The sequence below is a fragment of the Streptococcus penaeicida genome (assembly GCF_002887775.1).
In the GTDB taxonomy this organism is placed as follows: domain Bacteria; phylum Bacillota; class Bacilli; order Lactobacillales; family Streptococcaceae; genus Streptococcus; species Streptococcus penaeicida.
Genome location: NZ_LOCM01000009.1, coordinates 1 through 15504, shown reverse-complemented (window position 1 = coordinate 15504; position 15504 = coordinate 1). Strand labels below are relative to the sequence as shown.

At 37.1% G+C, this 15504-nt stretch carries 14 protein-coding genes; 3 read left to right on the top strand and 11 right to left on the bottom strand.

Going from position 1 to position 15504, the window contains the following annotated elements:
• Positions 1–344 precede the first annotated feature (344 nt).
• The 6 genes from ftsX to AT575_RS02060 form a co-directional block, all read right to left on the bottom strand.
• Positions 345–1274 carry a permease-like cell division protein FtsX gene (gene ftsX / locus AT575_RS02085; RefSeq protein WP_102776940.1) on the bottom strand — a complete coding sequence of 310 codons (930 nt, stop codon included), beginning with the start codon at positions 1272–1274 and terminating at the stop codon, positions 345–347.
• Positions 1267–1959 (bottom strand): cell division ATP-binding protein FtsE, encoded by a 693-nt coding sequence (gene ftsE, locus AT575_RS02080; protein ID WP_102776939.1) that lies wholly within the window; start codon positions 1957–1959, stop codon positions 1267–1269. Before ftsE ends, ftsX begins: the two co-directional genes overlap by 8 nt.
• Positions 1960–1996: 37 nt before the next feature.
• A protein-coding gene (gene prfB, locus AT575_RS02075; RefSeq protein ID WP_102776938.1) for a peptide chain release factor 2 occupies positions 1997–3098 on the bottom strand; the annotation gives its coding sequence in 2 pieces (ribosomal slippage) (positions 1997–3025 and positions 3027–3098; 1101 coding nt in all).
• Between the two features lie 49 nt (positions 3099–3147).
• Positions 3148–4266 (bottom strand): tRNA epoxyqueuosine(34) reductase QueG, encoded by a 1119-nt coding sequence (gene queG / locus AT575_RS02070; RefSeq protein WP_102776937.1) that lies wholly within the window; start codon positions 4264–4266, stop codon positions 3148–3150.
• Between the two features lie 167 nt (positions 4267–4433).
• Positions 4434–6350: a fructose-1,6-bisphosphatase gene (locus AT575_RS02065; protein WP_102776936.1), complete on the bottom strand. Its 1917-nt coding sequence runs from the start codon at positions 6348–6350 to the stop codon at positions 4434–4436.
• Between the two features lie 167 nt (positions 6351–6517).
• Positions 6518–7144, bottom strand: coding sequence for an HAD family hydrolase (locus AT575_RS02060; protein ID WP_102776935.1), 627 nt, complete (start codon positions 7142–7144; stop codon positions 6518–6520).
• A gap of 70 nt (positions 7145–7214) precedes the next feature.
• Here AT575_RS02060 and AT575_RS02055 point away from each other — a divergent pair, with 70 nt between their 5' ends.
• Positions 7215–8081, top strand: a complete 867-nt coding sequence (locus AT575_RS02055; RefSeq protein WP_102776934.1) for a metallophosphoesterase — start codon at positions 7215–7217, stop codon at positions 8079–8081.
• A 16-nt stretch (positions 8082–8097) separates the two neighbouring features.
• On the top strand, positions 8098–8478 hold the full coding sequence (locus AT575_RS02050; RefSeq protein WP_102776942.1) for a hypothetical protein: 381 nt from the start codon (positions 8098–8100) through the stop codon (positions 8476–8478).
• Here the strand turns inward: AT575_RS02050 and AT575_RS02045 are convergent.
• From AT575_RS02045 to AT575_RS02030, 4 genes are all read right to left on the bottom strand, one after another.
• Positions 8470–9234 carry a glycerophosphodiester phosphodiesterase gene (locus AT575_RS02045; RefSeq protein WP_102776933.1) on the bottom strand — a complete coding sequence of 255 codons (765 nt, stop codon included), beginning with the start codon at positions 9232–9234 and terminating at the stop codon, positions 8470–8472. The two genes, AT575_RS02050 and AT575_RS02045, sit on opposite strands and share 9 nt — an antisense overlap.
• A 318-nt stretch (positions 9235–9552) precedes the next feature.
• On the bottom strand, positions 9553–12237 hold the full coding sequence (locus tag AT575_RS02040; protein WP_102776941.1) for a cation-translocating P-type ATPase: 2685 nt from the start codon (positions 12235–12237) through the stop codon (positions 9553–9555).
• Positions 12238–12468: 231 nt separating this feature from the next.
• Complete coding sequence (locus AT575_RS02035; protein WP_102776932.1) at positions 12469–13407, bottom strand: cation diffusion facilitator family transporter; 939 nt, start codon at positions 13405–13407, stop codon at positions 12469–12471.
• 1 nt (position 13408) lies between these two features.
• Positions 13409–13795: a YwiB family protein gene (locus AT575_RS02030; protein ID WP_102776931.1), complete on the bottom strand. Its 387-nt coding sequence runs from the start codon at positions 13793–13795 to the stop codon at positions 13409–13411.
• A 79-nt stretch (positions 13796–13874) separates the two neighbouring features.
• Between AT575_RS02030 and AT575_RS02025 the strand changes: the two genes are divergently transcribed.
• Positions 13875–15176, top strand: coding sequence for an HD domain-containing protein (locus tag AT575_RS02025; RefSeq protein WP_102776930.1), 1302 nt, complete (start codon positions 13875–13877; stop codon positions 15174–15176).
• A gap of 53 nt (positions 15177–15229) precedes the next feature.
• Here the strand turns inward: AT575_RS02025 and AT575_RS02020 are convergent.
• The coding region (locus AT575_RS02020) for a transposase (RefSeq protein ID WP_129587059.1) at positions 15230–15504 on the bottom strand (275 nt) is incomplete at its 5' end.

Below are 15504 nucleotides of genomic sequence, written 5' to 3'. Positions count from 1 at the left end.
GGTTTGGTCCTCATGGCCAATAATCTACTGAAATACAATAAGAGAATGATAAGAAATTAAAAACAGAGAATCACATCAAACGTGAGTCTCTGTTTTTATTAGTTATGAAGACTTTTGTCCCAGCCTCTTTATTTTTTATGACCTTTGAAACAAAATAAGAGAGGAATCTTTTAAACATAGAAATCCTCTTTTTTATAATCATCCTGTCTCTTACAGTTACGACAGGGAGTTTTCAAAATCGATACTATTTTGAAAACGGACTTAGTAAGTTAGCTAGGAAGACCGCATCATAGCGGCTTCCGTAGACTTTCAGTGCTCGAAGAGCACTAGAAAGTCTTGCTAAGTTAAAATTTAAGATAACGTCTCATTGATAGAACAGAACCCAATGAACCAATAATGATACCAATAACAAATAGCGCTGCTATTAAGATATAAAGGTAATAATTAATTGGATACATTGATAAACCGTTTAAGTTCAACTGTGGCGTAAACTGTCTATAGGTATATTCATAAAGATAATAAATAATGACAGATGGAAGAATTGCACCTAAGAATCCAACCCAAGCTCCTTCAAAGAAGAATGGACCACGGATATAAGAATTTTTAGCCCCTACCAAACGCATAATCTCGATATCTCTTTGACGACTCATAATGGTCATGCGGATCGTATTTGAGATGAGGAAAATAGCAACTAATAATAAAAGTAAAGTTCCAACCAATCCCCATGTCTTAATAAATGAAGCGAATTTCATTAATTTATCTGAATTAATACCACCGTAGTCGACATCATCAACGCCTTCAATTTCCTTGATAGCTGCGCTGACAGATTTAACTTGTGAAGGTTTCTTGGTTTCAACCATATAAATATCTTGAAGTGGGTTGGTATCTTTATCATACATCTTCCAGACATCACCCATGGTATCTTGCAATTTTTGCAATTGTTCATCTTTACTTGAGAAAGTAATTTTATCAACACCATCAATCGCAGTGATCTGATCGTAAACCTTATGATATTTATCATTTTTAACCTGTTTACCACCGACCTTTTGAACAACTTTTGCAGTATCAGTAGAATCAACTTGTAGATAGGTATTAATTTGAATATTATTTTGAACCCCTGTCGCCACGCGCTCAATATTTAATAATGTAGCAGCGAATATTCCCACTAGGGTTAAGGTTATAGCTACTGAAGAAACAGCAGCAATTGTCATCCACCAATTACGCTTAAGGTTTTTAATGGATTCCCAAATATGACGGAAAAAGTTTCTAATCATCGTAACCGTACTCTCCTTCCTCTTCATCACGGACAATCCGTCCGTCTTCAATCGCAATTACTCGATGGCGTAGAGAGTTAACGATATGACTATTATGAGTTGCCATCAAAATGGTTGTTCCTTGAACATTAATACGTTCAAGTAATTGCATAATTTCCCAAGAAATTTCTGGGTCCAAGTTACCTGTTGGTTCATCGGCAATCAGCAATTTTGGATTATTAACAATGGCCCGGGCAATGGCAACACGTTGTTGCTCACCACCTGACAATTGATCTGGGAAAGAACGCATCTTGTGTTTTAATCCTACTAATTCAAGGACTTCCGGAACACGTTTCTTAATATTACGACGTTTCTCACCAATAACTTCCATAGCGTAAGCTACATTTTCAAAAACAGTCTTACGAGGGAGTAATTTATAGTCTTGGAAGACGACACCGATATTGCGACGTAAAATCGGAACATGTTTTGCTTTTAATTTGGTCAAATTAAACTCACCAACAAAAAGAGAACCACTCGTTACTTTCTCTTCCCGATAAAGGAGTTTAATCAAACTTGATTTACCAGCACCAGAAGGACCAACCAAGTAAACAAATTCACCTTGATTGATTGAAAAATTTAAGTCTCTTAAGGCTGTTGTCGAGCGTTTATACTTTTTATTAACGCCCTTCATTTCAATTAATGCCATTCTTTTCTTCTTTCTATTTCTATAATCTGTTAATCAATTAGTCATCAGTCATTCGCCACTTAAGGTAAGCATCGATAAAGCCATCAATCTCACCATCCATAACTTTGTCAACCTGAGCTACTTCAAAGTTAGTCCGGTGATCTTTGACCATGGTATAAGGTGTAAAAACATAAGAGCGAATCTGACTGCCCCAGGTGATCTCTTTTTTATCACCTTTAAGAGCATTGACCTCTTCTGCTTTTTTCTCTTGTTCCATTTGGTAAAGTTTAGCCTGCAACATTTTCATTGCACGATCGCGGTTACCATACTGTGTTCTGTCTACAGTTGAAGCAACAACTATTCCTGTAGGAATATGGGTCAAACGGACACCCGTTGATACCTTGTTGACGTTCTGACCACCTGCACCGCCTGAGCGAAAGGTATCCATCTTAATATCATCTTCACGAATATCAACCTCGATGGTATCGTCTAGTTCCGGCATGACTTCTACCGATGTAAATGACGTATGTCTGCGTTTAGCTGAATCAAAAGGGGAAATTCGGACTAATCGGTGAACACCCATTTCCGATTTCAAGAAACCATAAGCATTTGGCCCCTCAAAAGAAAGGGTTACAGACTTAATTCCAGCTTCATCACCCGCTTGGTAGTCCAGCGTCTCAACCTTAAACCCTTTGGCATTCCCAAAACGCGTATACATTCGAAAGAGCATATCCGCCCAGTCTTGCGCCTCAGTACCTCCAGATCCAGGGTGAATTTCCAAAATTGCATTGTTATGATCATAAGGCTCAGACAAGAGCAAGGTCATTTCGTAAGAAGAGAGAATTTGATCCAGTTTTAACAAAGATTCTTCCAATTCTTCTTGAATAGAAGGATCTTCATCTAACATTTCTAGATAGAGCTCTGTCTCTTCCGAAAGAGTTTGCATATTATGGAAAGTATCGAACTTAACTTTCAATTCATTCAACTCTTGCGAGGTTTTTTGAGCAGCTAAATTATCATTCCAGAAGTCAGGCTCAGTCATTTGGTTTTCTAAAAGAGCAATCTCTTCTTCCAAACGATCTAAGTCAAAGAGACCTCCTGAAGCTAGTCAACTTCTCATTGTTTTCTACTATTTTTTGGCGAATTTCTGCCACTTCCATGTGCTTACCTCATTCTCGTTTTTATCTTCATTATTTTAACACATTGACACTAGAATTGCCATTTTGCTCGAAGCATTTCCAATTCTTTTTGACTCTCCTCTTCTTTTGGAGAAAGGCCACGCATATAATCCAACATGATATCATCCGGTTTTTTTATCAGCTCACCAAGTGCCCAAATGGCTGTCGCGGTATGAATTGGATTGTTATTCTTATCAATAATTTCCATTAATTTAATAATGGCCGTCCGGTCATGACCATTTGCAAGGGCAATTATGGCATTTCGCTGGAGAATATTTTTACCTCGCCATGAAGCTGCAATTTGGCCAAATTTTGACTTAAAATCCTTATTGGATAATTCCAAGAAAGGGATTAATTCTGGCTGAGCTAAGTCCGGATTAATCTCACTGGCAAGAGGGTTGGAAATGCCTTTATTATAGGGACAGGCAATCTGACAAATATCGCAACCATAAATAACCGTTTTGATTTTTTTCCGGAACTCCAAGTCCATCATCCCCTTATCTTGGGTCTGGAAAGACAAACAGCGCTTGGCATTCATGGTTCCATCACCAATTAAACAGGAGGTCGGACAGGCGTCTAAGCAGCGACGACAATCACCACAGCCGTAATCAACAGGTTGATCGGGTTCAATGTCCAAATTGGTAATCAACTCACCCAAATACATATAAGAACCAAACTCTTTGGAAATCACCAAACCATTTTTGCCAATAAAACCAATTCCAGCTCTTCTAGCAACAGCTGTATCCACTAAGGCTCCCGTATCAACCATTCCCTTATATTCAAAATCTTCAGTTAGTTTTTCGATAGCCTCAGCTAATTGGGACAGTTTTTCTTGAAGAACATGATGGTAATCTGTTCCCCAAGAATTAGGGGTGATTTTACCGCGTTTATACTGTGTTTTTTGAGGTTGGATGGGTAACTTATGGGGATAGGCCACAGCAATGGAAATAATGGTCTTAGCTGAAGCCAAGGATAGTTTAGGTTTGATTCTTTCCTCAATAACCTTGTGCTCAAAACCTGTTGTTCGACCTTCTTCAAGACCTAACCGTAATGATTTTTCCAGATAAGAAAAATCATCAGCTGTCGTAAAGCCGATTTTTGAAATACCAATTTCTTTCGCTAATTTTTTGATTTCCGCCTTAAGTTCCATAATACTATCATAATGGAAAAATATAAAGACTTCAAGACCAAGAAATGACTTCTTGTAACAAATATTAAATTGTCATAACAAAAAGAATATATCAGGTTGAACCGCAAAAATCAAAAAACCAAAAGAGGTGAAAAATTTGTCTTCACCTCTCATTATTATTATTCTATTTAATAGTGATCAAAATGTTGGTAAAGATGATCAAGATCAGCTATTTCTTGTAGTAGTTTTTTACCATTATCAGTATCTTTAACCAAGGTCCGATTTTCAACTAATTCGACTAAACGCTTGATAAAGATAATATCACATTTACCTTCTAAAACATCCTTAACAGATGAGAAGGGTTTATGAGCAACTAATTCCAAGCCATAAGAATTAGAAATTAAGGTGTAGCCAGCAATACCAGTCGTTTTTTGATAGCCTTTAGCCAATCCACCATCAATGATAATAATGCGACCATCAGCTTTAATAGGTAATTCGCCACCTTTTTCCTTAACAGGTGTATGGCCATTGACAATATGAGCACTTCCATCCAAACCAAACTCTGCTAAAATGCGAAGACAGATTTCTTGATTTTCCCGTAAACGGTAATAAGGATTCTTTTCCTCATGATGGCTTGCCTTGTCAGCAATATAATAACGTTCAAAAGTGGTCATCCGGTCCTTACCAAAGAGGGATGATACTTCACCACACCAGAGATACCAAAAGACATCGGTTGCTAAATCAAAGTGTTGCTCCCGATTTTTGTAAGACTCCCTAACTTGCTCTTGGAAGAAATCTAAGAGAGCCTTGCCTGAATAGATTTTCTTGCCAAAACGCATGGATTTAAAATCACCATTTGAATGCATGGGCATACAACCATGGAAAAGCAAGTGATTATTGGAAACATGATACATTGAGCCTTTTGCCATCAGGAAATCAATTTGACTCTCTAATTTTTCAGAGTTTTGGAAACGGTACATGAGCCCTTTTAATATTTGCTCTTCTTCAGAAGTTAGAACATCAGGCTGATCCCAAACCATTTTATGAAATGGGAAGGATTGTAAAGGATATGTCTTTTCACCAATAGTAATGCTTTTCTTTTCAGGGTCAATTTTGGGGAACAATTGCGAAGCTTGCATGCCAAATTCTGGCCGCCGCTTAATTAGTTGGTGCTCCAATTTAAATTGCAAGAGGGCTGTCGCTTGCTGTAATTTATTAAGGGTCAGGCGCTCTGTTTCGGAGATGACATCACCATCTAAAATCGGGTTGAAAACCTCTTCATCCTTAAAGTAGCGTTGGCTGTAATCAATAAGGCGTCGGAGATTAATACCATAGCGATCTTCGATTAGTGCTAATGAATTATATCTGGCCGCAATCCGAATAACATTGATCATACAAATATAGGAACCAGACATAGCTCCAATCCAAGTAATATCATGATTCCCCCATTGGATATCAATGTTTTGGAAACCTTTTAAGCGGTCAATTATAAAATCAGGGTATTGACCGCGGTCAAAAATATCGCCAACCACATGAAGATGGTCGATGGATAGACGTTGAATCAAGTTGGCAAAGGCAATAAAGAGATTGTCTAACTGCTCTAACTCAAGTACTTTTGAAATGATAGCGTGATAGTAATACTGTTTATTCTTATCAGGCTGCTCTTCCGTCAGCAACTCCTCCATGATATAGGCATAGTCAGTTGGAAGCATCTTACGAACCTTTGAACGAGTGTATTTGCTTCCGATATGCTTAACAAATTGGAGCAAATCTAACAGATATTGGCAAAGTTCGATTTCCAAGTCATTACGATCTAAAACTTCTTGTTGTGCCTGAATTTTTTCAGCCGGGTAGTAAATGTATTGGCAAAGTTGTTCAATCTCTTTTTCTTTTTTTTCTGGAAAACATTCTTGTAGTTTCTTCTTTATAGAACCTGAGCCATTTCGTAACAAATAATCAAATGCTTGGTATTCACCATGTAAGTCACTCAGAAAATGCTCGGTACCTTTTGGCAAATGACAAATGGCATCCAGATTGATCATTTCGGTAATAAGTGACGACTTTGTTGGGAATTTTTCTTTCAACAACTGATAATATTGAGACATGATTGACTTTAGGTTCCTTTCTATTTTCAAAAAACAACAACCTTTAAAAGAGGCCTCTATTGCCATTTTAAAACTAATTTGCCTAAATGGCTAGTAAAAACCGTAAGCGCATACAAAAAAGAGAGCTTCCCACTCTCCCTTCCTGCTAATCTTTTTTAAAGTGCTTTTTATTTGACTTGTCCTAAATGATCGATAAGCCGATCGGCTTGCGACTGGTCAATCCCATAACGTTTGTCCTTGATTGCCCAGACTTGCATCCCGGCAGACTTACCAGCACTAATACCCTTTTGACTATCTTCAATAATTAAAATATGAGCTTTATCAATCCCCAATAAACGAGCTGCTTTGAGATAAATATCTGGTTGCGGTTTTGGCCTTTCTACGTCTTCACGACCTAGAACAAAATCAAAATTGGACAAAATTCCTGAAGATTCTAAAGCAAAGAGAACATCTTTCTTCTGCGTGTTGGAAGCTAAGGCAAGTTTTAGACCTGCCGCTTTTAAATCAGCTAAGGTCTGCTTAACTTCTGGAAAAATGATCTGGGCATAAGGCGCACGATGCTTTTCTTTATAGGATTCATATTCTTCATGAATAGCATCCGCTTGACCGGCTTGCTCATTTTCACTTAATATCTTTTGCCAAACTTGCTGGAGATTGCCCCCAATAAATTCCTTGGCTTCCATATGGTCAATGGTTATGCCTTTACTTTCTAAAAAGGTTTTTCGTCTCTGATAATAGAAATCTTCGGTGTCAAAAATGACACCATCCATATCAAAAATAATAGCTTTAAACATGATTATTTCTCCTTAAAGCTCTATTTTACCACAAATAGCCAAGTCAATTCATTTTTGTTACAATAAAAGTATGACTAGATTAGCAATCATGAGTGATTTACACATTGATCTTAACCATTTTGGCAGATATGAAGAAAATTGTCTCCTTCAAGTACTCAATGAGAAAGGCATCGACCATCTGCACTTTGCAGGAGATATATCCAATCATTTCTATGAAACAACTTTACCATTTATGCTTAAACTGAAAGAACATGTTAGAATAACCTATAATTTAGGCAACCATGACATGTTAGATTTAAGCGAAGAAGCTATTTCGGAGGCTGATTTTAAATGCTCCCCCTTGAATGACACTACTATGCTTCTTGCCTTTCATGGTTGGTACGATTATAGTTTTTTCTCTGAAATGGACGAGGCAGGTAATTTACGCTTCAAAAAACAATTTTGGTTCGACCGCCGCATTAAGCGTCCTAATTCTGATCCTCAAATTACTGAGGCCATTTGTATAAAACTTGAACAAATCCTCAAATCTAATTCTGATAAGCGGATCATTGTTGCTATGCATTTTGTTCCTCATCAGGCCTTTCTCCTGACTTATCCAAAGTTAAGACCCTTCAATGCTTTTTTAGGCAGCCCCAAATTTCATCAGATTTTTACTAAATACTCTGTTACTGATGTCGTTTTCGGCCACAATCACCGGCGTATTAAAGTGCAAAAATATGATGGTATTTTATATCACAGTCGACCCCTTGGGTATTCTAAAGAATGGCGACTCACAAACGACTTTTTAAAAGCTAACCCCCAGTTAATTAGTCCTACTGCATGGACGCCCAATAAGCGCTTTGCGGCTATCCACAAGAATGAGAACTTTTTAGCCTACAAAGCTACTCATTTGAAGGAAGAGTTGGCTTCTGCCATGACCATATTCGAGATTGACTAGAGAAATGAGAAAAAATATGAAAATAAAAAGACAAACCCATTTAGCCAAGGTGGGTGCGCCGATTACGGTAGACATCGGTAACATTGAAAAAATCCTCCTGCAGAATGGCCAAGAGATTGAGATTCCAATTGCAAAAAACGAGACCCCAATAAGGTTGCGTCAACGCTTTAGTCCTCGAATTTTGGTTAACGGGAGTGATTCTTATGTGATTGTAGATAGGCCAAAAACAATTATAACCTTTTGGTTCAGTATTATCCTAATCATTATCAGTCACCTACTGCTACCCTTTGATTCAGATTTACTATGGTGCTTATCAGTTATCGGTATTAGCCTTTTGATAATAACCTTTAATCTTCCAAAATATGAACTCCAAAATAGCAAAAAGACCTTATCCTAATGCGATAAGGTCTTGATTTTTTTCTTGAGCTAAACGGTCATGAACTTGAACGGCTAACTCCGGTTTGTCCGTCATAAAACCTGCCAATTTAAAGCGAAAAGCAAATTCCATTTGTTTTTCCTTATTCAAGGTCCAGGGGCGAACCGATTTTCCAAATAAGGATATTTTATTTTTATTGTTCATAGCCCACAATTTATTTGGATGAATGGCACCTACAAATGTTGCCTTCTGGCCTAGCCAAATATGAAAGGTTCCTGTTTTCATCAAATAGGCTAATTCAATATTGGGATCTGCCTTTTCCATAATTTTCAAACTACGGAAATTAAAGGAACAATAAAGATAATCAAATGGCCACTTTTGCGATTGCATCAATTTTGCGATATCTCTTTCGATTCTTGGGTAGTGGTATTTATCCGTTTTAATTTCGATATTCAATGTTCCTTGAAAGTTTTCAGTAACTAAAAAATGTAAAACTTCTTCTAAAGTTGGTACTTTTTCCCTAAAATAAAATGGAGCAAACCAAGAGCCAGCATCTAATTCTTTTATCTCGTCTAAGGTTAAGTCTCGGACGTAACCAATTCCATTAGTTGTTCTGTCCACTGTTTCATCATGGATAACGACTAAGTGGTGATCCTTAGTGCGGTGGACATCTAGTTCGATACCATCAGCACCAACTCTAATGGCTTCTTTAAAGGCTGCCAAGGTATTTTCTGGGCGATTACACTTACTTCCTCTATGGGCAAAAATGGTTGTCATACGTTCTCCTCACCATATTCTTCTATTAGTTTACCATAACTTTCAAAGGAAATAACTTGAAGAGTCTGAAAAAATGCTATAAAAGCAAAGTAAAACGTTTTCGGAGGGGCTTATGACAATTAGCAGTCAGGCAAACATTTGCTCCTATTTTTATATCATAATTCCCAACTACACTTTTGTAAAAGAATAATTGATTTTCAGACCAACTTGATTTGCTCAAAACCTATAAAATGACAATCCATTCTTCAAATCAAAAAAGTGAAGACAAGAAATTGTCTTCACTCTATGGCGATCTATAAGAATCGTTTTTTATTTACTTTAGATTGCTTTTTCATCCATTCCCATTGCACGTTGAATAGCTTTCACAAGCTCAACTAGAACTACCATGAGTAAGCTGCCGATTATAACAACTAACCACTGACTACCACTTAAATGTGCCACATGGAAGAATTTATTAAAGCCAGGGACCACTACAGTCACCATTAACATAATGAAAGCAACTGGAATTGAATAGTTAAACAATTTATTTTTAAAGAGACCAACTTTAAACATGGATTGATAAACAGATTTAACATTGTAGGCATGCACTAATTGGATTAAACCTAGTGTTACATAGGCCATGGTTAAGGCATCTGCATGAATTTCTTTATAAGTTGAGTGTTCTGGGAACATTAGAGCGAAACCATAAACACCTAAGACAAGTATGGTTTGGAAAGCACCTTGGTAAAGGATGGCTTCTTTAACCCCACCGTCAAAGAAACTAGATTTACGGCCACGAGGTTTATGCTTCATAACACCTGGTTCAGCAGGTTCTACACCTAATGCGATGGCTGGTAGCGTATCTGTTACCAAGTTAATCCAAAGCAAGTGAACAGGTTGAAGAACATCCCAACCAAAAAGGGTTGCAAGGAAGATAGTGAAGACCTCAGCCATATTTGCTGAAAGCAAGTATTGGATTGTTTTTTGGATGTTAGAGAAGACTTTACGTCCTTCTTCAACGGCAACAATGATAGTTGCAAAGTTATCGTCAGCAAGAACCATATCAGAAGCACCTTTAGATACTTCAGTACCAGTGATACCCATACCAATACCGATATCAGCTGTTTTAAGAGATGGGGCATCATTAACACCATCACCAGTCATGGCAACAACTTTACCTTCGTTTTGCCATGCCTTAACAATACGAACCTTATGTTCTGGCGAAACACGCGCATATACAGAGTATTGTTTAAAGACTTTTTGGAATTCTTCATCTGAAATTTCGTTTAACTCAGCACCAGTGAATACATGGTCTTCATTATCAGTTTCGTCAATGATTCCTAAGCGTTTGGCAATAGCTTCCGCAGTGTCCTGGTGGTCACCAGTAATCATGATTGGACGGATACCAGCTTCTTTAGCCACTTTAACGGCTTGCGCTGCTTCCGGACGCTCAGGGTCAATCATCCCAACAAGACCTGAGAAAATTAACTCCGCTTCAACTGTTTCGGTATCAAGAGTTGGAATCGTATCAACATATTTATACGCCATCATCAAGACACGAAGGGCTTGTTTAGCTAATGACTTATTCATATCCAAGATAGCTGCTTTATCACCCTCAGTGATTGGACGAATAGAGCCATTATCTTCAATTTGAGTAACACGCTTTAAAAGTTGATCAGGAGCACCTTTTACAGCAACAAAATATTTAGCATCAGCTTCTTTATGAATAGTTGCCATCAATTTACGGTCAGAATCAAAAGGTAATTCAGCGACACGTGGTTCATTGACTAAGATATCACGAACATCAAATCCATGGTCTAATCCATATTGTACTAAAGCTGTTTCAGTTGGGTCACCAATCAATTTACCAGATTGATCAATTTTCGTATCATTAGCAAAGTTCATGATGCGAAGGGTGCTGTTTGAAAAATCAATATCAGATCCAGCTGATTGTAACTGGCCATTAGTATAAATTTTTTCAACAGTCATCTGATTCATGGTAAGGGTACCAGTTTTATCTGATGCGATAATTTCAGTTGAACCTAGGGTTTCTACTGCTGGTAACTTACGGATAATGGCATTACGTTTTGCTAATACTTGAGTACCTAATGAAAGAACTACTGTTACAATCGCTGGTAAACCTTCAGGAATAGCTGCAACGGCAAGGGCTACCGATGTCATTAAACCTTCTAATGGATGTTGTCCACGAACGAAAACACCAACTGCAAATGTAACAGCTGCAATAACTAAAATCAAGTAAGTTAAAATTTTAGACAGGTGGTCTAAGTTTTGTTTAAGTGGCGTATCTGTTTCATCAGCATTTGCTAACATCCCAGCAATATGACCAACTTCAGTATACATACCAGTATTTGTGACAACACCCATACCGCGACCATAAGTAACATTTGAGTTTTGGTAACCCATGTTTACTCGGTCACCGATACCAGCATCTTCAGCAACAGTAGCTGAAAGGTCTTTCTCAACTGGTACAGATTCACCTGTTAGAGCTGCTTCTTCAATTTTTAATGAATTTGCTTCAAGAAGACGCATATCAGCTGGTACAACATCACCAGCTTCAAGAAGAACGATATCACCAGGAACTAATTCTTTCGAATCAAGCTCGATAACATGTCCATCTCGACGAACACGCGCTAGCGGGCTAGACATTGATTTTAAAGCTTCAATAGCTGCTTCGGCTTGACCTTCTTGGTAAACACCAAATGCCGCATTAAGAATTACAACAGCTAAGATAATAATAGCGTCGGTCATTCCTTCTGTTCCTTCAGTAATAACTGAAAGCACAGCAGCAACAATCAAGATGATAATCATTAAATCCTTGAATTGATCAAGGAACTTCATAAAGAGGCTACGTTTTTCCCCTTCATCAAGCTCATTCCGACCATATTGGTCTAAACGGCTTTTAGCTTCACTTGTTGAAAGACCATCTTGACTTGATTGTAATTCTTCAAGTACAGTCTCTTCGGATTGCGTGTAGAACACGTCTTTTCTTTGTTCTTTTGACAAATTTTCCATCCTCCCTGGCCTTTTAAAAGTATATAAAAAGACCTGTTTAATAAAGTTAAACAAGTCTCGCTGTTTCAGATTACACCGGAAATCGAAATTCCGTAGTGACGATGCAATCACGGGTAAACCCGTCTGCTACTCCCTTGATATAGGTACCATTATATAAAAAAAACACTTAAAAAACAAGAAATAAATATAAAAAATCAGCCAAAAACAGGCTGATTAATTGGCTTAATGATTGATTTGGTAATTTTCTTGAAAAGTATCCGTTTCAATATAAATAAAAAGTTTATAGTCTGGGAGAGATTGTCGAACGGTCTTTTCAATTGTATTAACCAATACTGAACTATCTTTAATAAAAGGTGAATCAATTTCGATTTTTGCTGTAATCAAGATATCAGTAGCACTTAAGTGAATCGTTTTAATATCAATTACGCGTAAAACTTCTTCCTTCTCAAAAGCCTGATGGATGATTTTTAAATCTTCTTCAGTCACACTTTCACCTACTAGTAAGCTGTAAAACTCAGTGGCTAAAAAAATTGCTGCTAAGCAAAGCATTATTCCAATGCATAAGCCTGATAGGGCATCAAAAATAGGATTCTTTGTTAGATAAGCCAAGATTGTTCCAAGTAGTGCAATAACAAGACCGATAACTGCACAGGTATCCTCTGCAAAAATAATTAGTATTTCACTGTGACGACTTTCTTTAAGAAAGCGAAAAAGAGGAAGTTTGTTTTTATTCAGTTCCTTAATTTCTTTAAATGCCACCCGTAAACTAAAGCTTTCTACCACTAACCCAAAAATTAATACAGCAATTAAAAGCCAAAAGTGACTGTTTGCATGCTCTGGTTCAGCAATTTTTTTAAGAGCTTCCATGATACCCAAAGCACCTCCGCCAAAAAAGAGCATCATGGCCACAATGGTAGAGAAAAAATATTTGGCTCTAGCTTCACCAAATGGATGGCGTGCACTTTCTAGTGATTTGGCTTTTTTATCACCAAATAAGAGAAGAATTTGATTGCCGCAATCAACCAAGCTATGGATGGACTCATTCATCATTGCCACTGAACCTGAAAATAAAAATGCAACAAATTTTGAAAGTGCCACTAAGATATTGGCAACAAGGGCAGCTATAACACTTCCCATTCCCTGATGTTTCTCATTTTCCATTTTAATACCATGTCAATTCTAGTCGATATGTCGCAAATTGAGCCAAACTTTCTGGCTGAAGCAAATCATAAGATAAGTTTAATATCTTATTTTCTTCATCAAATAGATAGCTATGGGTAGAGGTCACTAACTGCTGAATACCCATGGGTGTAGGGATATCAAAAATATGATTAACACCTTCCTCAAAGGTCATCAAAGTGTGCGGGTTTGAAAAACGATTAATACTTAAACTATTAGACTGACATTTGATGATAACTTTTTCATCTACTTCATTTTGATAAATGAAATAAATCGCATCCCCTTTTACCTTCATTTGGCAATCATGAATCTCTTTAATTTTTTCAATTTGATCATCTATTTTAATGGCATTTTTTATTTCTAATTTCATACCTTATCCAATCTCTTTTTTTACCGTGTCTATTCTATCAATTTCTTCTTAATTTAGCAATTTTTGGTATAATATACTTATGAATGAAAAAGTATTCCGGGACCCCGTCCACAACTATATTCACATTAATAAGAAAGTAATCTATGATTTAATAAATGCTAAAGAATTTCAAAGATTACGACGGATTAAGCAAGTACCAACGACTGCATTTACCTTTCACGGGGCAGAACACAGTCGTTTTTCACATTGCCTTGGTGTCTATGAGATTGCTAGACGCGTCACTGAAATCTTTGAAGAGCGCTATCCGGATGAGTGGAACAAAAAAGAATCTCTTTTAACTATGACAGCCGGACTTTTACATGATATTGGCCATGGCGCATACTCTCATACTTTTGAAAAACTTTTTGAAACAGATCACGAAGCCATCACACAGGAAATTATTACAAACCCAGAAACTGAGATAAATGCTATTCTTAGACAGGTCTCTGTAGATTTCCCTGATCAAGTAGCTAGTGTCATCAATCATACTTATCCTAATAAACAAGTCGTTCAACTTATTTCTAGCCAAATTGATTGTGACCGGATGGATTATCTCTTACGTGATTCTTATTTTTCAGCGGCTAATTATGGCCAATTTGATCTTATGAGAATACTCCGTGTTATTCGACCCGTTGAAAATGGCATTGTTTTTGAAAAGAATGGTATGCATGCTGTGGAAGATTACATCGTCAGTCGATTCCAAATGTATATGCAAGTTTACTTTCATCCAGCAAGTCGTGGTGTTGAGCTAACGCTACAAAATCTACTTAAAAGGGCTAAACGGATTTATCAAAAAGACCCAGATTACATCTGCCGCACCGCACCAGGCTTAATTCCCTTTCTAAAGAATCAATTTACTTTAAGCGACTACCTCAGACTAGATGACGGCGTCTTAAATACATATTTCCAAGAATGGATAACAAGTGAAGACCAGATATTAGCCGATTTAGCAAGTCGCTTTATCAACCGCAAAATCCTTAAATCAGTAACTTTCGACCAGGCAAATGAAGGTAAATTAGAACATCTAAGACAATTAGTTGAAGCTGTTGGTTTCAATCCGGAATATTATACCGGAGTCCACGTCAATTTTGACCTACCATATGATATTTACCGTCCAGAGAATAAAAATCCAAGAACTCAGATTGAAATGCTTCACAAAGATGGTCGGCGATCTGAACTATCCCATTTATCGCCTATCGTAAAAACACTAACCGGGACAACCTACGGCGACAGAAGGTTCTATTTCCCTAAAGAAATGTTAGATGCAAATGACCTCTTTGCAAAAGATAAAGAAGAATTTATTTCTTACATTGAAGATGAACATTTTGAATTTCCAAACTAAGAGCTTTTGAGCTCTTTTTGGCTCTTTGTCAACTGTAGTGGGTAGATGAAAAGCTAAGTTCTAGAGAGTATCAAATTGATACTCTCTATTTTGATGTTCAAAGCAATCAAAATACATTTTTTAAAGTTTTCAAAGTTCCGAAATCCAAACGCAGCTCTTTTAATATCTTTTATGAGTTTGTTAGTCGCTTCTAGTTTGGCGTTAGAATAAGAAGTTTCGAGGGCATTAGTGATATATGTCTTATGTTTTATGAAGGTCTTAAAGACTGTTTTAAAGTTTTTGTTTGTGACTGTTAAGTTCTCTTCAATCAAACTAAAAAATGCATCAA